Source organism: Streptomyces sp. SID13666 (genome assembly GCF_010548325.1).
In the GTDB taxonomy this organism is placed as follows: domain Bacteria; phylum Actinomycetota; class Actinomycetes; order Streptomycetales; family Streptomycetaceae; genus Actinacidiphila; species Actinacidiphila fildesensis.
This window is the reverse complement of record NZ_JAAGLX010000011.1, coordinates 70,575-92,442: the sequence shown is the minus strand read 5'-3', so window position 1 is coordinate 92,442 and position 21,868 is coordinate 70,575. Positions and strand designations below refer to the sequence as shown.

Annotated in this window: 17 protein-coding genes and 1 tRNA gene; 11 read left to right on the top strand and 7 right to left on the bottom strand. The window is 71.7% G+C overall.

Going from position 1 to position 21,868, the window contains the following annotated elements; genetic code table 11:
- Positions 1-139: 139 nt before the first annotated feature.
- Positions 140-1,612, top strand: coding sequence for an SDR family oxidoreductase (locus G3I60_RS17100; RefSeq protein ID WP_164293749.1), 1,473 nt, complete (start codon positions 140-142; stop codon positions 1,610-1,612).
- A gap of 24 nt (positions 1,613-1,636) precedes the next feature.
- On the opposite strand, the gene G3I60_RS17095 is transcribed toward G3I60_RS17100, so the two are convergent.
- Together G3I60_RS17095 and G3I60_RS17090 are read right to left on the bottom strand one after the other, a co-directional pair.
- A complete protein-coding gene (locus G3I60_RS17095) occupies positions 1,637-3,661 on the bottom strand; it encodes a TerD family protein (protein ID WP_239069929.1) in 2,025 nt (674 codons plus the stop codon).
- Between the two features lie 173 nt (positions 3,662-3,834).
- Positions 3,835-3,919, bottom strand: a tRNA-Leu gene (locus G3I60_RS17090).
- Positions 3,920-4,139: 220 nt separating this feature from the next.
- On the opposite strand from G3I60_RS17090, the gene G3I60_RS17085 reads away from it, so the two are divergent.
- The 3 genes from G3I60_RS17085 to G3I60_RS44610 all read left to right on the top strand — a co-directional run bounded on the left by G3I60_RS17085 (position 4,140) and on the right by G3I60_RS44610 (position 6,954).
- Positions 4,140-5,465, top strand: a complete 1,326-nt coding sequence (locus tag G3I60_RS17085) for a M20/M25/M40 family metallo-hydrolase (protein ID WP_164293819.1) — start codon at positions 4,140-4,142, stop codon at positions 5,463-5,465.
- A gap of 131 nt (positions 5,466-5,596) precedes the next feature.
- Positions 5,597-5,830, top strand: coding sequence for a chaplin (locus G3I60_RS17080; RefSeq protein WP_138353266.1), 234 nt, complete (start codon positions 5,597-5,599; stop codon positions 5,828-5,830).
- Positions 5,831-6,003: 173 nt separating this feature from the next.
- Positions 6,004-6,954: a chaplin family protein gene (locus G3I60_RS44610; RefSeq protein WP_203673144.1), complete on the top strand. Its 951-nt coding sequence runs from the start codon at positions 6,004-6,006 to the stop codon at positions 6,952-6,954.
- Between the two features lie 110 nt (positions 6,955-7,064).
- Here the strand turns inward: G3I60_RS44610 and G3I60_RS17060 are convergent, their stop codons facing one another.
- On the bottom strand, positions 7,065-7,253 hold the full coding sequence (locus G3I60_RS17060) for a DUF5703 family protein (RefSeq protein WP_138353264.1): 189 nt from the start codon (positions 7,251-7,253) through the stop codon (positions 7,065-7,067).
- Positions 7,254-7,300: 47 nt separating this feature from the next.
- Between G3I60_RS17060 and G3I60_RS17055 the strand changes: the two genes are divergently transcribed.
- Positions 7,301-7,909 carry a hypothetical protein gene (locus tag G3I60_RS17055; protein WP_164293748.1) on the top strand — a complete coding sequence of 203 codons (609 nt, stop codon included), beginning with the start codon at positions 7,301-7,303 and terminating at the stop codon, positions 7,907-7,909.
- Positions 7,910-7,986: 77 nt separating this feature from the next.
- Here G3I60_RS17055 and G3I60_RS17050 read toward each other — a convergent pair whose 3' ends face one another.
- Together G3I60_RS17050 and G3I60_RS17045 are read right to left on the bottom strand one after the other, a co-directional pair.
- Entirely contained in the window at positions 7,987-10,143 is a 2,157-nt protein-coding gene (locus G3I60_RS17050) for an ATP-dependent RecD-like DNA helicase (RefSeq protein WP_239069940.1), read from the bottom strand.
- 341 nt (positions 10,144-10,484) lie between these two features.
- The gene (locus G3I60_RS17045) at positions 10,485-11,465 is read right to left on the bottom strand and encodes an aldo/keto reductase (protein ID WP_138354774.1); all 981 of its coding nucleotides are present in this window, start codon (positions 11,463-11,465) and stop codon (positions 10,485-10,487) included.
- 126 nt (positions 11,466-11,591) lie between these two features.
- Here G3I60_RS17045 and G3I60_RS17040 point away from each other — a divergent pair, with 126 nt between their 5' ends.
- A complete protein-coding gene (locus G3I60_RS17040; RefSeq protein WP_138354775.1) occupies positions 11,592-12,641 on the top strand; it encodes an LLM class F420-dependent oxidoreductase in 1,050 nt (349 codons plus the stop codon).
- A gap of 144 nt (positions 12,642-12,785) precedes the next feature.
- Here the strand turns inward: G3I60_RS17040 and G3I60_RS17035 are convergent, their stop codons facing one another.
- Both G3I60_RS17035 and corA read right to left on the bottom strand, forming a co-directional pair.
- Entirely contained in the window at positions 12,786-13,391 is a 606-nt protein-coding gene (locus G3I60_RS17035) for a hypothetical protein (RefSeq protein WP_138354776.1), read from the bottom strand.
- A 306-nt stretch (positions 13,392-13,697) separates the two neighbouring features.
- The gene (corA, locus tag G3I60_RS17030) at positions 13,698-14,690 is read right to left on the bottom strand and encodes a magnesium/cobalt transporter CorA (protein ID WP_138354864.1); all 993 of its coding nucleotides are present in this window, start codon (positions 14,688-14,690) and stop codon (positions 13,698-13,700) included.
- A gap of 47 nt (positions 14,691-14,737) precedes the next feature.
- Here corA and G3I60_RS17025 point away from each other — a divergent pair, with 47 nt between their 5' ends.
- The 5 genes from G3I60_RS17025 (at position 14,738) to G3I60_RS17005 (ending at position 21,808) form a co-directional block, all read left to right on the top strand.
- Complete coding sequence (locus G3I60_RS17025) at positions 14,738-15,475, top strand: histidine phosphatase family protein (protein WP_164607400.1); 738 nt, start codon at positions 14,738-14,740, stop codon at positions 15,473-15,475.
- Between the two features lie 186 nt (positions 15,476-15,661).
- Complete coding sequence (locus G3I60_RS17020) at positions 15,662-16,252, top strand: DUF3090 domain-containing protein (RefSeq protein WP_138354778.1); 591 nt, start codon at positions 15,662-15,664, stop codon at positions 16,250-16,252.
- Complete coding sequence (locus G3I60_RS17015) at positions 16,216-17,118, top strand: SCO1664 family protein (protein WP_164293746.1); 903 nt, start codon at positions 16,216-16,218, stop codon at positions 17,116-17,118. The genes G3I60_RS17020 and G3I60_RS17015 overlap by 37 nt, the downstream gene beginning before the upstream one ends.
- 171 nt (positions 17,119-17,289) lie before the next feature.
- Entirely contained in the window at positions 17,290-18,519 is a 1,230-nt protein-coding gene (mshC, locus tag G3I60_RS17010) for a cysteine--1-D-myo-inosityl 2-amino-2-deoxy-alpha-D-glucopyranoside ligase (protein ID WP_138354780.1), read from the top strand.
- A 280-nt stretch (positions 18,520-18,799) separates the two neighbouring features.
- Positions 18,800-21,808 (top strand): NPCBM/NEW2 domain-containing protein, encoded by a 3,009-nt coding sequence (locus tag G3I60_RS17005; protein ID WP_239069939.1) that lies wholly within the window; start codon positions 18,800-18,802, stop codon positions 21,806-21,808.
- The last annotated feature ends 60 nt before the right edge of the window (positions 21,809-21,868 follow it).

Below are 21,868 nucleotides of genomic sequence, written 5' to 3'. Positions count from 1 at the left end.
GTGCCGGTCCGGACACCGACGGTAGATCCAGGGGGCGCCGACGGCCTCGAGTTTGGTGGTGCTACACGTGCGTACGTAGAGTTCCGCCTGACTCGGGTGGACTCGGGGCGGAACAGACAATCCAGAAGGCAGTAACGGCATGACAGCGAGTGAGCAGACGGAAACCCGGCGCGATGATTCGACGGGCATCGACCCGGCGCGCCTGGAGCTCTGCCTGAGCGTCCTCGCGGAGCTCGACGAGCTGGACGTCGACCACCCCGACGCCATCGCCGTCCGGCGCGCCACCGCCGGCATCTACCGCACGGTGAAGCAGCGCCGCCGCCAGGAGCGCCGCGCCTCGAAGACGGCGAACGACAAGGCCGTCACCGAGGCCACGGCCACCGGCGCGGCCGACCGCATCGACGACGAGACGCTGGGCAACATGCTCACGACGTCCGTGACGCAGGAGATCGCCGGCATCCTGGAGCGCCCCCGCTCCTGCTACGTCTGCAAGACCCGCTACGTCGAGGTCGACGCGTTCTACCACCAGCTCTGCCCGCCCTGCGCGAAGGAGAACCGCAGCCGCCGCGACGCGCGCACGGACCTCACGGGACGCCGCGCCCTGCTCACCGGCGGCCGCGCCAAGATCGGCATGTACATCGCGCTGCGCCTGCTGCGCGACGGCGCGCACACCACCATCACCACCCGCTTCCCGAACGACGCGATCCGCCGCTTCAAGGCGATGCCCGACAGCCCGGAGTGGCTGCACCGGCTGAAGATCGTCGGCATCGACCTGCGCGACCCCGCCCAGGTGATCGCGCTCGCCGACGAGGTCGCCGCCGAGGGCCCGCTCGACATCCTGATCAACAACGCCGCGCAGACCGTCCGCCGCAGCCCCCGCGCCTACGCGGAGCTCGTCGCCGCGGAACTCGCCCCGCTGCCGGCCGGCGAGCTGCCCTCGCGCACCGTCCTGGGCCACTTCGGCAGCGGCGCGCAGATCGCGCTGCCCGGCCCGTCGTCGGCCGGCCACGACGCCCTGACGCCCGAGTCGATCACCGCCCTGGCCCTGACCACCGGCTCCGCGACCCCGGCCCGTATCGAGGCCGGCACCGCCATCGACGCCGGCGGCCTCGTACCGGACCTGGACGCCACCAACACCTGGATCCAGCGCGTCGAGGAGGTCGACCCGCTCGAGCTCCTCGAGGTCCAGCTCTGCAACGTCACCGCGCCGTTCGTCCTCGTCAGCCGGCTGCGCCCGGCGATGGCCGCGGCCACCGCGCGCCGCAAGTACGTCGTCAACGTCTCGGCGATGGAAGGCCAGTTCAGCCGCGGCTACAAGGGCCCGGGCCACCCGCACACCAACATGGCCAAGGCCGCCCTGAACATGCTCACCCGCACCAGCGCCCAGGAGATGCTGGAGACGGACGGCATCCTCATGACCGCCGTCGACACCGGCTGGATCACCGACGAGCGCCCGCACCCCGACAAGATGCGCCTGGCCGAAGAGGGCTTCCACGCCCCCCTCGACCTGGTCGACGGCGCCGCCCGCGTCTACGACCCCATCGTCCGCGGCGAACTCGGCGAAGACCTCTACGGCTGCTTCCTCAAGGACTACGCCCCGGCCGCCTGGTAACCCCGCAGGTCACGCCCCACCGCGCTACGGGCGGCGGGCCGCCGGGCGTTCCAGTTGGGTGACGACGGTGGAGTGGAACCGGTCCACCGCGGCGTCGACGCTGCGGATGAAGCCGGATTCGGCACTGCCGCGGGAACTGCCCATGCCCTTGAAGAGGGAGAGGCGGAAGCCGCTGATCTGGGCGCCGTCCTTGGGGAGGAGGTCGCCGGGCTCGGGGCGCAGTTTCTCCAGGGTGCCGCGGGGGCCGCTGCCGTGGCCCTCGACCAGGGTCTCGATATGGAGGTCGGCCGGGGCGTCGGCGAGCTGGCGGACCAGGCGTTTGGTCCACGAGAGCGGGTAGCCCTGCTCGGAGCGCGGGATCTCCAGGGAGATCCGCAGTTTGCCGGTGCGCAGGTCGGCGGTGATCGCCAGGATCCCGACGCTGCCGTCGATACGGATCTCCGCGTGCAGCCGGCCGTTCTCGCAGAGCTTGTCGGCGAGGGCCGCACGCCGTGACTGCGGATCGGAACCGCGCTTCGCGCGCTGGACGGGCAGGACCTTCTGGCCGAGTTCACCGCCGAGCCGCAGACAGACCTGCCGGATCAGCCGCTCCCAGCTCTCGACGACCTGCACCGCGCGCTGGTCGCCCTGGCAGAGGGTCTCCTCGTCGATGCCGTTGCGCACCGGCACCCACGCGGGGCCCATGTTCTGGAAGCCGTGGCAGCCGGAGTTCTCGTGCTGGAGGTAGTGCAGGAACTCCTCGAGGAGCGAGGCGTGTGCTGCGGTGCCGACGCCCTCGTGGCGGATCAGCATCTGAGCCTGCTGGGTGACCTCGGCCCAGGACAGGTGCCACAGGGCGACCTTGTGCTTGCGCCGCCCGTCGATCTTCACGTCCACGAGCGGGCTGCCTTCCAGGGCCACGTCGTTGGACACGGTGATCACCGCCTCGTAGCCCCGGCGGGCGGCGATGTCCATGTAGTCCTGGACCTGTTCACCCTTGAGCGGATTGCCGTTGGTCTTCGTCTCGACCAGGGCGGTCCAGAGCCGGCCGGCGCGTTCCACCCGGATGACGCCGTCGGGGCGCTTCGGGGTCTCCCCGTGCGGCAGCGAGACCTCGGTGAACGTCTCCATCCGGCCGGCGGGAGCCCCGAACGCGGCGGTGAGCCGCCGCCCGAACTCCGGGACCTGGGCCATCACCGACAGCAGGATGGACGTCGCGCGCGTCTCCCGCTCGTGGTCGCTCTTGAGGGACGAGGCCGGGAAGAGCCGGGACGGCCGCCAGGATTCGTTCTCGGCGAGCGACTTCCTGGTCGCCTTGGGCAGCGTCACCTTCTTCTTGGCGGTACGCGGGCGCTTCGGCGGTAAGGAGACTTCGGGGACGCCCTCGGGGGCGGCGGCTCCGGCGGGGAGCACCGGGACCTCGCCGACCTCGGAGACCTCGGGGACCGGGACCTGTTCGAGGCCGGGCGCGGATCCCGTGGGCACATCCGCAACGGCCGCCGCACCTTCCTCCTCCACCTCGTCGGCATCATCGACGTCGATGCCGTAGTCCGTGGCCAGTCCGCCGAGCCCGGTCTCGTACCCCTGCCCGACGGCCCGGAACTTCCACTCCTCGCCCCGCCGGTACAGCTCACCGAAGATGAAGGCGCTCTCGACGCCCGCGTCGGTGATCGGGAACGCGAGGAGGTTCTCACCGGACCCGTCGGCCAGCGTCAGCCGCAGGTCCTCCAGGGTGCCGAACCGGTCGTCGCCGTACCGGCTGGCCGCGACGACGACCTGCTGGACGTCCGCGGGCATCGCCGTCAGATCGAGGCTGATCCGGTCCTCGTTGCCGTTCGCGGTGGGCGTCTTGCCCAGCAGCTGAACGCTGCCGTCCGGGGCGGCCGGATGGTTGTAGAAGAAGAAGTCCGCGTCGCTGCGGGCCTTGCCGTCCGCGTTGAGCAGGAGCACGGAGACATCCGCGTCCCCGTCCCCGGTCGCGCTGCTCCAGCCCAGACTCACGATCACGGAGCCGGTGTCCTCGCTCAACGTCGCCAGGCCGACATTGGCGCCCTTGGTCATTTCCCGCATGAGGCCCCCCTCGGTGCATGGCCGCGCGGGCGAACCCGGGCAACCGGTCGCGCTGTCAACGGAGTTGGGACGTGTCCCAACTGCGTTCGCTGAACCCTAGCGCCCGAAGCGACACCTTTGCCCTGGGAAGTCCGGACATGAAAAAAGACCCTGTCTCCAGGGTCTTTCACAAGTGTCCGAGGGGGGACTTGAACCCCCACGCCCGATAAAGGGCACTAGCACCTCAAGCTAGCGCGTCTGCCATTCCGCCACCCGGACCGGGTGTACCGCAGGCCTCTCGGCCGCGGCGACGAGGTAAACCATAGCAAAGATCCCAGGGGCCCGATCACGGGTGCCGGTGTGAAGGGATCATGACGTGGGGCGGGTGGCTCTTGGGTGCGGGGGGCGGGCGGGGGAGTATGGGGAGCGGAATCCGCCGCGGTCGCCGGATGCGGGCGCGGGAGTGCGTGAGGGACGAGGAGACAGCGTGAGCGAGTCGATTTCGGGCGCGAGGAGCGACAGGAAGATCACCGGTGAGGACGAGGTCGTCGACCTGTGCCGGGATCTGATCCGGATCGACACCAGCAACTACGGGGATCACTCGGGGCCCGGCGAGCGCGCCGCGGCCGAGTACGTCGCCGAGAAGCTGGCCGAGGTCGGTCTCGAACCGCAGATCTTCGAGTCGCACAAGGGACGGGCGTCCACCGTCGCCCGGATCGCGGGGGAGGACCCCTCCCGGCCCGCGCTGCTGATCCACGGGCACACCGACGTGGTGCCGGCCAACGCCGACGACTGGACGCACCACCCGTTCTCCGGCGAGATCGCCGACGGGTGCGTGTGGGGGCGCGGCGCCGTCGACATGAAGGACATGGACGCGATGACGCTGGCGGTGGTGCGCGACCGGCTGCGCAGCGGCCGCAAGCCTCCGCGTGACATCGTGCTGGCGTTCCTGGCGGACGAGGAGGCGGGCGGCGTCTACGGCGCTCGGCACCTCGTCAACAAGCACCCGGACCTCTTCGAAGGGGTCACGGAGGCGATCGGCGAGGTCGGCGGCTTCTCCTTCACCGTCAACGAGAACCTGCGGCTCTACCTGGTGGAGACGGCGCAGAAGGGCATGCACTGGATGCGGCTCACCGTCGACGGCACGGCCGGGCACGGCTCCATGACCAACAACGACAACGCGATCACCGAGCTGTGCGAGGCCGTCGGGCGGCTGGGGCGGCACAAGTTCCCGGTGCGGATGACCAAGTCGGTGCGCGGTTTCCTCGACGAGCTGTCGGACGCCCTGGGCACCGAGCTGGACCCGGAGGACATGGACGCGACGCTGGCGAAGCTCGGCGGCATCGCCAAGATGATCGGCACCACGCTGCGCAACACCGCCGCCCCGACGATGCTCGGCGCGGGCTACAAGGTGAACGTGATCCCCGGCCAGGCCACAGCGCACGTCGACGGCCGCTTCCTGCCCGGTTACGAGGAGGAGTTCCTCACCGACCTGGACCGGATCCTCGGCCCGCGGGTGAAGCGCGAGTCGGTGCACTCGGACAAGGCGCTGGAGACGGACTTCGACGGTGCGCTGGTGGACGCCATGCAGACCGCGCTGAAGGCCGAGGACCCGATCGCGCGGGCGGTGCCGTACTGCCTGTCGGGCGGGACGGACGCGAAGTCCTTCGACGACCTCGGAATCCGCTGCTTCGGATTCGCGCCGCTGAAGCTTCCGCCGGAGCTGGACTTCGCGGGCATGTTCCACGGTGTGGACGAGAGGGTTCCGGTGGACGGGCTGAAGTTCGGCGTTCGAGTGCTGGACCGTTTCATCGAAAATTGCTGATGATTCGACTACCTGTGTCAGTCGAACTGAGACGGGTGAAAGCTCCCGCAGTTTCGTAGCTCGTTTCCTTCGGGGTCGTTACGACTTGTGCGGTCCGCGGCTGGGACCGCATTTCGAACTAGGAGGAAACCATGATCAAGAAGATCGTCGCTGCTGCTGCTGTCTCTGGTGGTCTCGTACTCGCCGGTGCGGGCCTGGCCGTTGCCGATGCCGGCGCGCAGGGTGCTGCCGTGCAGTCCCCGGGCGTGCTCTCGGGCAACCTGATCCAGATCCCCGTCCACGTCCCGGTCAACGCCTGTGGCAACACGGTCTCCGTGATCGGTCTGCTGAACCCCGCCTTCGGCAACAGCTGCGTCAACAAGTGACGTCATGTTCGACCCCTTGAGGGTCTGAACCGGGCCGGCCCCGGAGTGCTTATTTCCGCGCTCCGGGGCCCCTCGGTCTTTATGGGGGAATCGGACAAGGATTTCACAGCCGTCCGTTCCCTTCCCGGGGCCGCGACCCCGGGGCCTCACTGAGAGCGAAGGTAGGGAAGGCTATGCGACAGGTCGCGAAAAAGGGCCTGATCACCGTGGTCGCGACGGGCGGCGTTCTCGCTGCCGGCAGCGGCTTCGCGTTTGCGGACTCGGGTGCGGTCGGCACCACGTCCGACTCGCCGGGCGTCGGGTCGGGCAACAACGTGCAGGTGCCGGTGCATGTACCGGTGAACCTGTGCGGGAACACGGCGAACGTCATCGGGTTGCTGAACCCGGCGATGGGCAACAGCTGCGCGAACGTCTCGGGCCATGGAGGACGGGGCGGAGCAGGCGGTTCCGGGGCGGTGGCGCACGGCGGTGCCTCGCACTCGCCCGGCGTTCTCTCCGGCAACTCGGCGCAGGTTCCGGTCGACGTCCCGGTCAACGCGTGCGGCAACAGCATCACCGTGATCGGCGGGCTCAACCCCGCGATGGGCAACGGCTGCGGGAACACGGAGTGGCACGCGCCGCACGGCGACGACTGCTCGGGCCAGCCGGGCCACCCGGGCACTCCGGGGCACCCCGGAAACCCGGGTACTCCGGGCCACCCGGGCCACCCGGGTCAGCCTGGACATCCGGGCCAGCCCGGTCACCCGGGGAATCCGGGGCACCCCGGTCACCCCGGCCAGCCTGGCAACCCCGGCACTCCGGGCAACCCGGGGACTCCGGGCAACCCGGACCAGCCCGGTAACCCGGGAACGCCCGGTAACCCCGGCACTCCGGGTCAGCCCGGTAACCCGGGAACGCCCGGTAACCCCGGCACTCCGGGTCAGCCCGGTAACCCCGGTAACCCCGGCACCGGTCACTCCAACCCGGGTGGGCCCTCGTCGCCCTACGCTCCGGCCGCGCACCACCCGACCGCTCAGCTGGCCGCCACCGGTGGCGGCTCGATCGGGATGGCGCTGCCGACCAGTGCCGCGCTGCTGCTCGGCGGCGGGATGCTCTACCGCCGTAACCGCGCCGCCCGTCGCTGACGGCAGGAGAGCCGCAGGGTGGCCGGAAGGCCGCCGCGCGGCTCGGCGCACGGCTCGATGGGACCCCGCGGTGGCGGGGTCCCATTTATACGTTATGGGTGGATATCAGCTCACCAGGTTGCTCTGACCTGACGGATGATCCGGCGGCGCAGCCGCACCCGGCGGCTCCCGTCGGGGTAGAGGCGCAGCCGGTCCAACTCCCAGTGGCCGTACTCCGCGTGATCGGTCAGCAGTCGCGTCGCGTCCTTCCGGGACACACCCCGGGGGACGTACATCTCTGTGAATTCGTATTCCGGCATCGCATCTATTGTGCGGGCAACGCCCTGGTGCGGATAGCGTCTGCACCATGTCTGATGACGTGCAGCCCACCGTTGCCGAGGTACGTGCCGCCGCTGAGGCGGTCAAAGCCGCGCTGGACCGCCACCTTGAGGCGATCGAGAACCGGACGGGGGAGGACGACCCCGCCGTCTACACCGCTTTTGACGACCTCGCCACGGCCGCCGAGGCCTATGACGAGCTGCTTTACGACGCCTATGACGAGGTCACGCCGTTCGAGGTGCCGTCCGGTGACACGCTGCCCGAGTACGCGGGCTCCGATGAACCTGCCGCGATCAGCGTGCTGATCCGCCGCGATTACAGCATCGTGGAGCCGCAGCGGCTGCTGCTGCAGGCCCGGCGGGTCGCCGACGCCGACTCCGGACCGGACACCGGGGTGAACGCGGCCGTCGGCATTCTCTTCGGTGAGTACGAGCCCGACGAGATCGCCCAGCGGCACAAGGAGTTCGGGCTCGAGGAGGGCGACTCGACCCTCTGGGTCTCCGCCGCGGAGCCCACCGATCCGGGGGACTGGCTGGCCGCCCCGTTCGACCAGGCCGACCCCCAGCTGATCATCTGCCGGTTCGACGTCAGCTCGGTCTTCGACGACGAGCTGAGCGCCCTCGACCCGGACAACTAAACCCGGACAACAAGACCCGGACTCCGCAGCAAGAGCATGCGCCGGGGCGGACGGGTTTCCGTCCGCCCCGGCGCGGCTCACTCCGCCGCCTGCTCGCGCGCCTGCTCGCGCAGCACCGAACGCAACCGGGTCGTGCGGTCCTTCGCCGGAATGCCGGCCACCGCCTGGGCCAGGCCCTGATCGGCGCCCTGCACCACCGAAAGGTGGCGCTCGCCCCGGCCGAAGGCCGTGTAGACCCACGCACGGGTCAGCGCCTGCACCGCGTCGCCCGGCAGCACCACGACCACGGCGGGCCAGCGGAGCCCGGCGGATTGCTGTGCCGTCATCGCCCACCCGTGCCGCAGCGCCGCCACCTGGTCGCGCGGTACGAGGACCCGGGTGCCCGCGCAGTCCAGGTTCAGACCCTCGGGATCGGCGGACAGCACCGTGCCGGGCAGCGTCAGGCCAGGCTCCGGCGCGTACACCACCCGGTCGCCCGGGTCGAAGCCGCCGAACCGGCCCGGGCCGGGGTTGAGCCGTTCCTTGAGCGCCGCGTTCAGCACCTGGGTGCCGACCGCGCCGCCGTGGCCCGGCGTGATGACCTGGGTCTCCGTGGCGGGCACTCCGATGACGCGCGGCACCGAGTCGGCGACCAGTTGCACCGTGCGGTGCACCGCCTCGCGGGGGTCGCGCACCGGGACGATGACGACCTCCTTACCGGGAGCCTCCACCGCCGTCAGCTCCCCGATGCCGATCCCCGACACCAGCTCGCCGATCGGCCCCGGGTCCGGGGTCCGGGACGCCACCTGCGGACAGGTCTTCGCCGCCAGCAGATCCGCGAAGGCCCGGCCGGGCCCGGCCGACCACAGCACCCCGGGGTCGCCGCTGAGGACCAGCCGTGCACCGTCAGGAACGGCCTCGACGAGCGTCGCCGAGAGCTCCACGTCGAGCTGTGGGGCGTCCAGTACGGCCAGCACGTCCAGAGCCAGGCTCCCGTCGGCCTCCCGGCCCGGACCCTCCTGCCCGGACAGCAGCCCGGCGACGGTGACGGCGGTGTCCTCGCCGAGGTGTGCGGCGAGCCGTCGCCGGCCCTCAGCGGTGTACGCGGCGGCGTACGCGCGCAGCCCCAGCTCCCGCGCCGCGGCGACCAGCGCGGCCGGCTCGGCGCGGGCCGCCTCTCCGCCGGTGTGCGTGACGAGACCGCTGACGGCGGCGGCGCGGACCAGCGCGGCGGCGGACGGCGACGACGTGGCGGCCGCGGCGGACTCCCAGTCGAGATCGTCGCCTTCGAAGGTCTTGAGCAGCCGGTCCAGGCCGTCCGCGAGGCTCTCCTCGGCGAGCGCGTAGCGGTCGAGGCCGAGCAGCAGCCGGACCGGCGGCCCTTCGTCCCCCTCGTCCGCCGCGGCGGGCTTCGCCCCGGGGACGTCCTCGGTGTCCTGGAACACCAGCACGCGGCCCTCGGCGATGGCGGCGCTCAGTCCTTCCTCGGCGCCGGAGACCGACTGCTTCTCCAGCGCGGTGCGCAGCACGGACGATTCGAGGGCCGTGTGCCCCTGCTCGGCGGCCCGCTCCAACAGCCATACGACCAGGGCCCGTACGCGGCGCTCGTCGTCGGGCCCGCAGTCGGCGCCGAGCAGCGCCCGCGCGAAGCCGTCCGCGTGCTCGACCCGCACGCCGGCCAGCGACAGCACCTGCCACGGATCCTCGCGCAGCGCCTGCGCCGCCCGTTCGCCGAGCGCGGCCACCGCGGGCTCGGCCAGCTCAGCCGGCGCCCCGCCCTCGGCCAGCACGGCCCGCACCGCCTCGACGGCGGCGGGGTCGTACACCACCGGCACCCGCGCGAGACGGATCGGTTCCTGTTCCGCCCGCTCCCGGACAGGCCGTTCAGCGGGGACGGCCGGAGCCGGGGCCGCGACGGGTTCAGCCGCGACGGGTTCGGCGTCGACGACCTCGTCGGGCTCGTCCTCCTCGGCGTCGTCGGTGCTCTCGGCCTCCGCCTCCGAAGGCTCCGAAGGCTCCGAAGGCGTGGGCGGCTCAGAGGACTCGGCGGACTCGGCAGGCGCGGATTCCGCGGCGTCCTGACCTTCCGGAGCAGCGGCCTCCGGACCATCGACGACAGCCGCCCCGTCCGCCCCCTCGGAACCCTCCGCCCCCTCCGCGGCTTCGGCCCCCTCGGCAGCTTCCGCCCCCGGCACGGGAACGCCCGCCGCGGCCGCCGCCTCGGCGGCCTGGAGCTTCTCCGCCTCCGCGGCCATCGCGTCGCGGCGCTTGCGGCGGGCGGCCGCGGCATCGCCCTTGGGGGCGGGGGCCGAGGGGTTGTCGCCGCGTTCGATGGAGCGCATGGCGGCGGCGAGGTCCGCGAGGTCGACCGCGGGCTTGGCCCGGGCGCCGGCCCGCGCGGCCGGGGCGGGGACGAGCGGCGCGGCGGCATCGTCTATGACCCGCTCCTGGGCCCGCTCCGTCTCGGCGAGGCGGGCGGGGGCCGTGGGCGGTTGCCCGTCGGCGCCGGGCGTCGCGACGTCCTGGTCGGTGCGGTCCTCGGTCACGTGGGCCTCCGTGGTGCGGCGTGGTGCGGCGGATCCCCGGCCGGGCTCGCTCAGAGCGTGCTCCAGTCGTGATCCGGGTAACGGTGCAGCGGCGCCGACACATCGTCCAGCGCCTGGCAGATCTCACCCGGAAGACTAAGGGCCTCCACTGACAATGCCTGCGCCAGCTGCTGCGCGTTGCGCGCGCCGACGATGGGCGCGGTCACTCCCGGCCGGTCCCTGACCCAGGCCAGCGCGACGTCTATCGGCCGGACGGCGAGCCCGTCGGCCGCGGTGGTGACGGCGTCGACGATGAGCCGGGCGGTGTCGTCGAGGTACGGGTCGACGAAGGCCGCCATCTCCTCCGAGCCGCCGCGCGACTCGACGGGGGTGCCGCTGCGGTACTTGCCCGTGAGCACGCCCCGGCCCAGCGGCGAGGACGGCAGCAGCCCGATGCCCAGGTCGAGTGCGGCCGGCAGCACCTCGCGCTCGATGCCGCGCTGCAGCAGCGAGTACTCCATCTGCGTGCTCGCCAGCGGGGTGCGGCCGGGCACCGCGCGCTGCCAGGTCGCGGCCTTGGCGAGCTGCCAGCCGCAGTAGTTGGACACCCCTACGTACCGGGCCCGGCCGGACGTGACGGCGATGTCGAGGGCCTGCAGCGTCTCGTCGAGCGGGGTGGCCGGATCGAAGGCGTGCACCTGCCACAGGTCGACGTAGTCGGTGCCGAGCCGCTGCAGGGAGGCGTCGAGGGCCGAGAGCAGATGGCCGCGGGAACAGTCGAAGCGCCGGTCGGGATCGGGCACGCTGCCCGCCTTGGTGGCGATCACCAGATCCGCGCGCGGGACGAACTCCTCGATGAGCCGCCCGAGCAGGTACTCCGCGCCGCCGTCCGCGTAGACGTCGGCGGTGTCCACCAGCGTGCCGCCCGCCTCCCAGAACGTCTTCAGCTGGTCGGCCGCGTCGCGTTCCCCGGTGTAGCGCCCCCAAGTGAGCGTGCCCAGGCCAAGCCGCGACACGCGCAACCCGGTGCGGCCGAGGTGCCTCTGTTCCATGACCGCTGAGATTACTGGTGAAGTGGCTGATTGGGCAGCAGTGACGAACCCGACAGGCGCGCGAAGCACGCCATGGCGCTAAAGTCCGGAGTGACAGAGACGTTACTCATCAGTAAGGGGAGCGGCATGCGGCTCGGAATCAACCTCGGCTACTGGGGCGCCGGGATGGATGCGGACAACCTGGCCGTCGCCCAGGAGGCGGACCGGCTCGGCTACGCGGTCTGCTGGGCCGCGGAGGCGTACGGTTCCGACGCCGCGACCGTGCTCTCCTGGGTGGCCGCGCAGACCGAGCGCATCGACATCGGCTCGGCGATCTTCCAGATCCCGGCCCGTACCCCCGCGATGACCGCGATGACCGCCGCCACCCTCGACTCGCTGTCCGGCGGCCGCTTCCGGCTGGGCCTCGGCGTCTCGGGACCGCAGGTCTCCGAGGGCTGGTACGGCACGCGCTTCGACAAGCCGCTGTCCCGCACCCGGGAGTACGTCGAGATCGTCCGCAAGGCGATGGCCCGCGAGCGGCTCTCGCACGAGGGCGAGCACTGGACGCTGCCGCTGCCCGACGGCCCCGGCAAGGCGCTCAAGCTCACCGTGCACCCGGTGCGCGAGCACATCCCGCTGTACATCGCCGCGATCGGCCCCAAGAACCTGGAGCAGACCGGCGAGATCGCCGACGGCGCGCTGACGCTCTTCTGCGCCGCCGAGAACATGGAGGACACCTCGCTGGCCCCGCTGCGCGCGGGCCGCGCCAAGGTCGGCAAGACCCTCGAGGGCTTCGACGTCTGTCCGACGCTGCCGCTCGCGCTGGGTGACGACGTGGACGCGCTCGCCGACATCTTCCGCCCCTACACCGCCCTGTACGTCGGCGGCATGGGCAGCAGGAAGCAGAACTTCTACAACCGGCTCGCGCAGCGCATGGGGTACGAGAAGGAAGCCGCCGAGATCCAGGACAAGTACCTGGCGGGCGACAAGGACGGCGCCGCGGCCGCCGTCCCGCGCGAGCTGATCGACCGCACCAGCCTGCTCGGCCCGGTTGAGCGGATCGCGGACCGTATGCAGGAGTACGCGGCCGCCGGCGTCACCACCCTGACCGTCACCCCGGCCGGCTGGACGCTCGACGAGCGGGTCGCCGCGCTGCGCGCGGGAGTCGAGGCCATGGAGCGCGCGGGCCTCGCGTAGCCGGCAGAGGACCGGCCCCGGTCCCGCGGAGGGCCGGGGCCGGTATGCAGGTCCCGGCGGCGGACCGGCGTCCGGCCTGAGGGCCGTCGGGTTCTAGGGCGGGTGCCAGGCGTCGTGGGCCAGGCGGGACTTTCGCAACACGCCCTAGCTGGGCACCAGCCGCCCCAGCAGCCGTCCGAACGCGACGAGCCGGGCTATCTGGCCCGGTCCGCCGTCGTCGAGCGACTTGCTGAACCGGAACGCCTCCGGACGGAAGCGGGCGGCGGCGACCGGCGAGTCCGGATCGCCCTGCACGGCGCTCAACTCGTGCGGCATCGACGTTGCGAGCACCAGGTACACCCCGCGGTCGACGCGCACTCCCTGCTCGTTCCTGCCGACGAGCGTCCGCATCCCGACATGGCCGATGGAGTTCAGCGGGAGCACCTGCACCGACGAGTCCAGTACGGTCCCGCCGGGTGCGCTGTCGTCGGCCAACTCCTCGCTGTGCCACAGGATCAGCCGCCGGCCGTCGCAGACCGCCGCCTCCTGCCAGACGGACGTGCCGGCCTCCGTCAGATCCACCACCCGCTCCAGGGTGAAACCGAGGACCTTGCGGCGTCCTAGCACCCCCCTGATCGCGTCCAACGCGACGTCCGCGTGCAGGAAGTAGGCGTCGGAAGCGTCCTCGAGCCGCTCGTACGGCGACCAGTCCGACCCCGCCGGACCCGACCGGCGCGTGGTCGGGCGGCTCCTCGTCGCCTTGCTGAACATGTCCACCTGCTTCGCGATTCACGGCCTCGTTGGCCCCTCAGCCCCCGTTGCACCTTACCCAGGAGGTAGGACAGTGCGGGATGAGGAGGCTCGACCGGATCGCTGGGATCTGCGGCCGTGGTGGGGGCTCGGGGGTCTTCCCCGCCACGGCCGTCAGCAAACACAACGCCTCAGCGGGCCAGGAGTTACGCCTCGCGGGGCACCCGCCCCATACGGTCACGGCGACCCGCCGCGCACAGTCTGCCCGCCACCCCACACGGTCACCGCCACCCGCACCGCCCGGCCGCAACCACCCGCCCCACCCCGCTACAGCCACCCGCGCCGTTTGAAGAACCCGTACAGGAGGGCGACGATGCCCGCCATCAGCGTCATGACGGCCGGATAACCCCACGTCTGGTGGAGTTCCGGCATGTGGTCGAAGTTCATGCCGTAGATGCCGGCGATCATCGTCGGCGCCGCGGCCATCGCCGCCCACGCCGAGATCTTGCGCATGTCGTCGTTCTGCCGCACCCCCACCTGCGTCAGATGCGCGGCGAGGATGTCGGACAGCAGCCGGTCCAGGCTCTCGCCCTGCTCGTTCGCCCGGGTCAGGTGGTCGGCGACATCGCGGAAGAACGGCCGGCTGGCCGCCGAGACGAACGGCACCCCGCCGCCCGCGAGCCGGGCCATCGGGTCCATCAGCGGACCGGTGGCACGGCGGAACTCCAGTGCCTGGCGCTTGAAGGTGTAGATCGTGCTCGCGGTGTTGGCCGTGTCCCCGGCATTCGGGGTGAACACGCTCGACTCCAACTCCTCGAGGTCCACCTGCAGTTCGTAGGCGATCTCCACGTAGTGGTCCACCACTGTGTCGCTGATCACATAGAGCACCGAGGGCGGTCCGTGCTTCAGCAGCTCGGGATCCTTCTCCAGCCGCCGCCGCACCTCGGCCAGCGCGCTGCCCTCGCCGTGCCTCACCGTCACCACGAAGGCGTCACCGATGAACACCATCAGCTCACCGGCGGTGACCGTCGCCGCCGCGTCGTCGTACTCCAGCGGTTTGAGGACCACGAACAGCGAATCGTCGTAGACCTCCAGCTTGGGGCGCTGGTGTGCGGTCAGGGCGTCCTCGACGGCCAGCGGATGCAGGCCGAACTCGGAGGTCACCAGGTCGAACTCGTCCTCCGTCGGCTCGTGCAGTCCGATCCAGAGGAAGGCGTCGCCGGACGCCCGCGCCTGGTCCAGGGCATCGGAGAGGTCGTCGGGCCCCTCGGTCCGGTGCCCGTCCTTGTAGATGGCGCAGTCCACGATCACGAGGGCTATTCTTCCGCGATCCGGCGAAGTCACACCACCGACGTAGGCTGGCCCGCATGCCCACCGTGATCCTTGTCCGCCACGGGCGGTCGACCGCCAACGCCGACGGAGTGCTGGCCGGCTGGAGCCAGGGCGTCGCCCTGGACGCCAGCGGCCGCGCCCAGGCCACCGAGCTCGCCGCCCGGCTGTCCGTGGTGCCGCTGGCCGCCGTCGTCACCAGCCCGCTGCAGCGCTGCCGGGAGACCGTCCAGCCGATGCTGGACACCCGCCCCGAGCTGCCCGTTCACACCGAGGACCGGATCGGCGAATGCCGCTACGGCGACTGGACGGGCCGCAAGCTCGCCGAGCTCGCCGACGAACCGCTGTGGGCCACCGTGCAGCGCCACCCGTCCGCCGCGGTCTTCCCCGGACCGGACGGCGAGTCGCTGCGGGCCATGCAGGCGCGCGCGGTCGACGCGGTACGGGACTGGAACGCGCGGATCGAGGAGAGCCACGGCCCCGACGCGGTCTACGCCATCTGCTCGCACGGCGACATCATCAAGGCCATCGCCGCCGACGCCCTGGGCATGCACCTCGACCTCTTCCAGCGGATCGCCGTCGACCCCTGCTCGGTGACCGCGATCCGCTACACCGCCTACCGGCCGTTCCTGCTGCGGCTCGGCGACACCGGCGACCTCACCGGGCTCGCGCCCGCGCCGTCCGCGGCGGCCACCGAAGCGTCGGAAACAGGCGGAAACGCCGCCGGGGACACGACGGGGGACGCGGTGGTCGGTGGTGGCACCGGCACACCGTGATCGGCTTCCGCAGTAGGGTGGTGGACCGGCAGTGTTCCGCCGCCCCGGACCGTGTCCGGCGGTACGGAACGGCCGGTCACACCCATAACTGAGCCCAAACAATTGAGCACAGCCGCAACTGAGCACCGCCACAGCTGAGCAGTCCCACAGTCGAGCAGCCGCACAGTCGAGCAAACGGAGCAGGACGTGCCCCGTCAGGTCTTCTTCTACGAACAACCGGACCGGTTCGTCGCCGGCACGGTCGGTGAGCCGGGCCAGCGCATCTTCTTCCTGCAGGCGACCGGCGCAGGCCGCACCACCAGCGTCGCCCTGGAGAAGACGCAGGTCGCGGCGCTGGCCGAACGGATCGACGAGCTGCTGGACGAGGTCGTTCGGCGGACCGGCGGAAGCACCGTCGTGCCCGCGGTCGCGCCGGGCGAACTGGCCGACACCGCGCCGCTCGACAGTCCCGTCGAGGAGGAGTTCCGGGTCGGCACCATGGCGCTGGCCTGGGACAGCACCCAGGAGCGCATGGTCCTGGAGGCCCAGGCGCTCGTCGAGGTCGAGCCCGACGCCGACGACGCCACCCTCGAAGCGGCCGAGGAGCTGCGCGAGGACGACGAGAACGGCCCGCCGCTGCTGCGGGTCCACCTGACCGGCGCGCAGGCCCGGTCCTTCGCCAAGCGGGCCCTGGACGTGGTCTCGGCGGGCCGTCCGCCGTGCCCGCTGTGCAGCCTGCCCCTGGACCCGGAAGGACACGTATGCCCGCGCCAGAACGGGTACCGGCGGGGGGCCTGACCGGCGACGCCGGTACGTCCGGCGATCCGGGTGACACCACCGGCCCGCCCGGCGGCCCGTCCGGCGCTGCCGGGGACGCCATGGAGCTGCTCACCCGCGGCGAGCTGACCGTGCGCGGGCGGCTGCGCGACGCCTCCAACGCCGTCCTGTACTGCGAGGTCGCCCTCGACGGCCGGACCGCCGAGTGCGTGTACAAGCCGGTCGCCGGGGAGCGCCCGCTGTGGGACTTCCCCGACGGCACCCTCGCCGAGCGCGAGGTGGCCGCGTACCTGGTCTCGGAGGCCACCGGCTGGAGCCTCGTACCACCGACGGTGCTGCGCGACGGCCCGTACGGCGAGGGCATGTGCCAGTTGTGGATCGGCGAGGCCGACGAGGAGTCCGGCCAGGCGCCGGAGCTGCTGGCCCTGGTCGAGGAGGACGAGCCGGGCGAGGGCTGGAAGGCGGTCGTCCGGGCCGAGGTGGGCGGCGGCCGCACCGCGCTGCTGGTGCACGCCGACGACCCGCGGCTGCGCCGGATCGCCCTGCTGGACGCCGTGATCAACAACGCCGACCGCAAGGGCGGCCATCTGCTGCCCGCACCGGACGGCCGGCTCTACGGCATCGACCACGGCATCGCCTTCCACACCGAGGACAAGCTGCGCACCCTCCTGTGGGGCTGGGCGGACGAACCGCTGCCCGAGGACGCCGTCGAGGTGCTCCGGCGCCTCACCGACGCCCTGAAGGGCGGGCTGGGCGCCCGGCTCGCGGAGCTGCTCACCGACGCCGAGGTGGCAGCGGTCGGCACCCGAGTGGCGGATCTGCTGCGCACCGGTCGCTACCCGCGGCCGAGCGGCCAGTGGCCGGCCATTCCCTGGCCGCCCGTCTAGGAGTCTCCAGCCCCAGGTCTGCCCTGCCGGCACAGCCGTCGGGCCGAGGACCCGGAGCCGACCCTCCCGGGCGGCGGCGCGCGGAAAAGTCAAGACGGCCAATCCGGCCCATCCGCACTCGTGCCTGCCGCCGGTTCGTTTCCGGAACCCACGTCCGGTTACGCTCATCTCATGTATGCCTGGCCCGCTTCCGACGTCCCTGCCCTTCCCGGCAGTGGCCGCGACCTCCGCCTCCACGACACCGCGACCGGTGGCCCGGTAACCCTGGACCCCGGTCCGGTCGCCCGCATCTATGTCTGCGGGATCACTCCCTATGACGCCACCCACATGGGGCACGCGGCCACCTACAACGCGTTCGACCTCGTGCAGCGCGTGTGGCTCGATACGAAGCGTCAGGTGCAGTACGTCCAAAACGTCACGGACGTCGACGATCCGCTCCTGGAGCGGGCCATCGCCAACGGAGACGACTGGACCGCGCTCGCCGAGCGTGAGACCGCCCTGTTCCGGGAGGACATGACCGCGCTGCGGATGCTCCCCCCGGCCCACTACATCGGCGCTGTCGAGGCCATACCCGGGATCGTCCCGCTGGTCGAACGGCTGCTGGAACTGGGTGCCGCCTACGAACTCGGTGGCGACACCTACTTCTCCGTCGACTCCGACCCGCACTTCGGCCAGGTCTCCCGGCTGGACGCGACCGCGATGCGGATCCTGTCCGCGGAGCGCGGCGGCGACCCGGACCGTCCCGGCAAGAAGAACCCGCTGGACCCGATGCTCTGGATGGCCGCCCGTGAGGGCGAGCCGAGCTGGGACGGCGCCTCCCTCGGCCGCGGCCGGCCCGGCTGGCACATCGAGTGTGTGGCCATCGCGCTGGACCACCTCGGGATGGGCTTCGACGTCCAGGGCGGCGGCTCCGACCTCGCCTTCCCGCACCACGAGATGGGCGCCTCGCACGCCCAGGTGCTCACCGGCGAGTTCCCGATGGCCAAGGCGTACGTGCACGCCGGCATGGTCGCCCTCAACGGCGAGAAGATGTCGAAGTCCAAGGGCAACCTGGTCTTCGTCTCCCAGCTGCGCCGTGACGGGGTCGACCCCGCCGCGATCCGGCTCTCGCTCCTCGCCCACCACTACCGCGCCGACTGGGAGTGGACGGACGGCGTGCTCGCCGACGCCGTCGAACGCCTCGCCCGCTGGCGCGCGGCGGTGTCCCGTCCCGACGGGCCGCCGGCCGAGGCGCTCGTCGAGGAGATCCGCGAGGCGCTCGCGAACGACCTGGACGCACCGGCCGCGCTCGCCGCGGTGGACCGCTGGGCCGCCTCGCAGGCCCTGTCCGGCGGCACGGACGAGGGAGCGCCCGGTGTGGTCTCCCGCGCGGTCGACGCACTCCTGGGCGTCGCCCTCTAACGACAGCCCGTACGACACTCGTAGCGCAACCGAACGGCCCCGGCGGATCACCGCCGGGGCCGTTTCGTTGCGCCCGGCGGACAGCGGAACGGGGCCCGCCGCGCCGGAAACGGTGACCCGGCACCCGACGGCCCTCTGGTCAGGAGCACGGCATCTGCGCTATACACGCTCGCAGTTGCTCATTTCTTGCTTCCAACTGCGCGCAGATGCAGCCGGAGAGGTGTTCATGCACAGGAATGCTCAAGAACATCGCAGAATGTCTGCGATGCCGCTGATGGTGATGCTGGGCCTGCTCGTGGCCCTCCTCGTCCCGGTACCGGGTACGGCGCACGCCGCCGCGCCCGCCGATACCACCGTCGGGAATCTGACCGGATTCTCCGCCGCCGGGCCCGTCTACCACCTGACGGCCGGCCAGGCCGAGGTCCGGGTCACCTTCGTGTCCGGGCAGACGTTCCGTGTGGAGCTCGCGCCCGACGGGAAGTTCAGCGACCCCACCGGCACCGACATCGTGCTGCCGCAGGGCGCCCCGCCGGCCACCCGGTGGCGGGACGCGGGTGACCGGTACGAGCTGAGTACCTCCCAGGTCACCCTGCGCGCGTACAAGTCCCCGCTGCGCTTCGCCCTCTACCGCGCCGACGGCACCAAGGTCTGGGCCGAGTCCAAGGGCCTGACGTGGAACGGCACCAGGACCACCCAGACCCTGGAGCGCGGCGCCACCGAGCAGTTCTACGGCGCCGGGATGCAGAACGGCCGCGGCAACACCTCGCACCGCGGCCAGACCGTCGAGGTCGGCGTCGACGACAACTGGAACGACGGCGGGCACCCCAACTCCGTCCCGTTCTACCTGTCCACGGCCGGCTACGGCGCCTTCCGCAACACCTATGCGCCCGGCACGTACGCCTTCACCGATCCGGTGGCGACGACCGAGCAGGAGAACCGCTTCGACGCGTACTACTTCGCCGGCCCGTCGGCCAAGGACGTCATCGGCCAGTACACCCAGCTGACCGGCCGCCCCTTCCTGCCGCCCGTGTACGGGCTCGAGGTCGGCGACTCCGACTGCTATCTGCACAACGCCAACCGGGGCGAGCGGCACACCCTGGACTCCCTCAAGGTCGCCGACGACTACGTCAAGAACGACATGCCGAACGGCTGGATGCTCGTCAACGACGGCTACGGCTGCGGCTACGAGAACCTCCCGCAGACCTCCGCCGGTCTCCAGGACCGCAAGATGAAGACCGGCCTGTGGACCGAGGACGGCATCGGCAAACTCGCCGACCAGGTCAAGGCCGGCCAGCGGATCGCCAAGCTCGACGTGGCCTGGGTCGGCGGCGGCTACAAGTTCGCCCTCGACGGCTGCAAGGACGCCTACCAGGGCATCGAGGACAACAGCGACGCCCGCGGCTTCACCTGGGCACCCGAGAGCTGGTCGGGCGCGCAGCGCTGCGGCGTGCAGTGGTCGGGCGACCAGTCCGGCAGCTGGGAGTACATCCGCTGGCAGATCCCGACGTACGCGGGCGCCACGATGTCCGGGCTCGCCTACACCTCGGGTGACATCGACGGCATCTTCGGCGGCAGCCCCAAGACCTACACCCGCGACCTGGAGTGGAAGTCCTTCCTGCCTGCCGTGATGACGATGGACGGCTGGGCCGCGAACGACAAGCAGCCCTACCGCTACGGGGAGCCGTACACCTCCATCAACCGCCAGTACCTCAAGCTCAAGGAGTCGCTGCTGCCGTACACGTACTCCTACGCGGCCGAGGCGAACCGCACCGGGGTCGGCCAGGTGCGGCCGCTCGCGCTCGAGTACCCGGACGACCCGAAGGCGGCGTCCGACGCGGCGAAGTACGAGTTCCTGTCCGGCGAGGACTTCCTCGTGGCGCCGGTCTACCAGGACACCGCGGTGCGCGACGGCATCTATCTGCCGAAGGGCACCTGGAGCGACTACTGGACCGGCCGCGTCTACCAGGGCCCGACCACGGTCAACGGCTACAGCGCGCCGCTGGGCACGCTGCCGCTGTTCGTCAAGGCCGGTGCCGCCGTGCCGATGTGGCCCGGCATCAGGTCCTACCAGGACCGCACCCCGGCCTCGCCGGTCGCCTGGGACGTCTACCCGCAGGGCACGTCGTCCTTCACGCTCTACGAGGACGACGGCGTCACCCGGCAGAGCCGGGCCGGGAAGTACGCGCAGCAGAAGGTCACCGTCAAGGCCCCGTCGTCCGGCGCGGGCGACGTGACCGTCGACGTCGGAGCCAGCAACGGAACCTTCCAGGGCAAGCAGACCGCCCGCCCGTACCAGTTCACCGTGCACACCGGTGACGCGCCGGCCGGTCTGCTGCTGGACGGGTCCGCGCTGCCGAAGTACACCTCCAAGGCCGCCTTCGACGCGGCCTCGCGCGGCTGGTGGTTCGACACGGCCGACCGGGGCGGCGTGGTGCAGGTCAAGACCCCGTCGCTGAGCACCGCGAAGGCGTTCTCCCTCCGGCTGCTGGGCGCGAGCGCGCTCGGCGGCAAGGCGCCGGGCAGCGCTGCCGTGGTGTCGTCGCCGCCGGCGCAGGAGGTCGGCGCGGGTGTGCCGGCCACCGTGCCGGTGGACGTGACGGCGGGCAGCAGGGACGCCACCGGAGTCCAGGTGACGCTGAAGGCGCCGGCCGGCTGGTCGGTGACCGCCCCCGCGCCGGTGGGCCGCATTCCCGCCGGGACGACCCGGCGGGTCCAGGTCACCGTCACCCCGCCGCAGAACGCGGCACCGGGGGAGGCGGTGCTGACGGCCTCCGCCGCCTACCGGACGGCCGGGCAGGCCCGGGTGACGGCGCAGCCGTTCGCGGTCTCCGCGATGCCGCCGCCTCCGGTGGCCGACACCTGGGCGAGCGACATGGTGTGGCTGAGCGAGGGGAACGGCTACGGGCCGCCCGAACGCGACCGCAGCAACGGGGAGTCGGGCGCCGAGGACGGTCATCCGATCACCCTGGCGGGCACGGTCTACCCCAAGGGGATCGGCGCCCACGCCGACTCCGACATCGAGCTCTACACCGGCGGCCGCTGCACCCGCTTCACCGCGGACGCCGGGATCGACGACGAGATCAACGGCTATGGGGAGGTGGCCTTCTCGGTCGAGGCCGACGGCAAGGTGCTGTGGACCTCGCCCAAGGTGACGGGCGCCTCCGCGACCGTGCCGGTGGACGTCCCGCTCGGCGGGGCGCGCCACGTCCGTCTGAAGATCACCGACACCAACGGTTCCAAGAGCGGTGACCACGGGGACTGGGCCGCGGCGAAGTTCAGCTGCGCTTGACCCGTCGACCCCGTAACGGACCACCGCCGGCCGGATGCGCAGCGCGCACCCGGCCGGCGG

Coding starts and splice junctions, on each gene's coding strand:
- G3I60_RS17015 (WP_164293746.1), top strand. CDS start 16,216: ATGCCCGCGCCAGAACGGGTACCGGCGGGGGGCCTGACCGGCGACGCC.
- G3I60_RS17080 (WP_138353266.1), top strand. CDS start 5,597: ATGATCAAGAAGATCGTCGCTGCTGCTGCTGTCTCTGGTGGTCTCGTA.
- G3I60_RS17005 (WP_239069939.1), top strand. CDS start 18,800: ATGCTGGGCCTGCTCGTGGCCCTCCTCGTCCCGGTACCGGGTACGGCG.
- G3I60_RS17035 (WP_138354776.1), bottom strand. CDS start 13,391: ATGTTCAGCAAGGCGACGAGGAGCCGCCCGACCACGCGCCGGTCGGGT.
- mshC (WP_138354780.1), top strand. CDS start 17,290: ATGTATGCCTGGCCCGCTTCCGACGTCCCTGCCCTTCCCGGCAGTGGC.
- G3I60_RS17050 (WP_239069940.1), bottom strand. CDS start 10,143: ATGGCCGCGGAGGCGGAGAAGCTCCAGGCCGCCGAGGCGGCGGCCGCG.
- G3I60_RS17060 (WP_138353264.1), bottom strand. CDS start 7,253: ATGCCGGAATACGAATTCACAGAGATGTACGTCCCCCGGGGTGTGTCC.
- G3I60_RS17025 (WP_164607400.1), top strand. CDS start 14,738: ATGCCCACCGTGATCCTTGTCCGCCACGGGCGGTCGACCGCCAACGCC.
- G3I60_RS17045 (WP_138354774.1), bottom strand. CDS start 11,465: ATGGAACAGAGGCACCTCGGCCGCACCGGGTTGCGCGTGTCGCGGCTT.
- G3I60_RS17100 (WP_164293749.1), top strand. CDS start 140: ATGACAGCGAGTGAGCAGACGGAAACCCGGCGCGATGATTCGACGGGC.
- G3I60_RS17095 (WP_239069929.1), bottom strand. CDS start 3,661: ATGCGGGAAATGACCAAGGGCGCCAATGTCGGCCTGGCGACGTTGAGC.
- G3I60_RS17055 (WP_164293748.1), top strand. CDS start 7,301: ATGTCTGATGACGTGCAGCCCACCGTTGCCGAGGTACGTGCCGCCGCT.
- G3I60_RS17040 (WP_138354775.1), top strand. CDS start 11,592: ATGCGGCTCGGAATCAACCTCGGCTACTGGGGCGCCGGGATGGATGCG.
- G3I60_RS44610 (WP_203673144.1), top strand. CDS start 6,004: ATGCGACAGGTCGCGAAAAAGGGCCTGATCACCGTGGTCGCGACGGGC.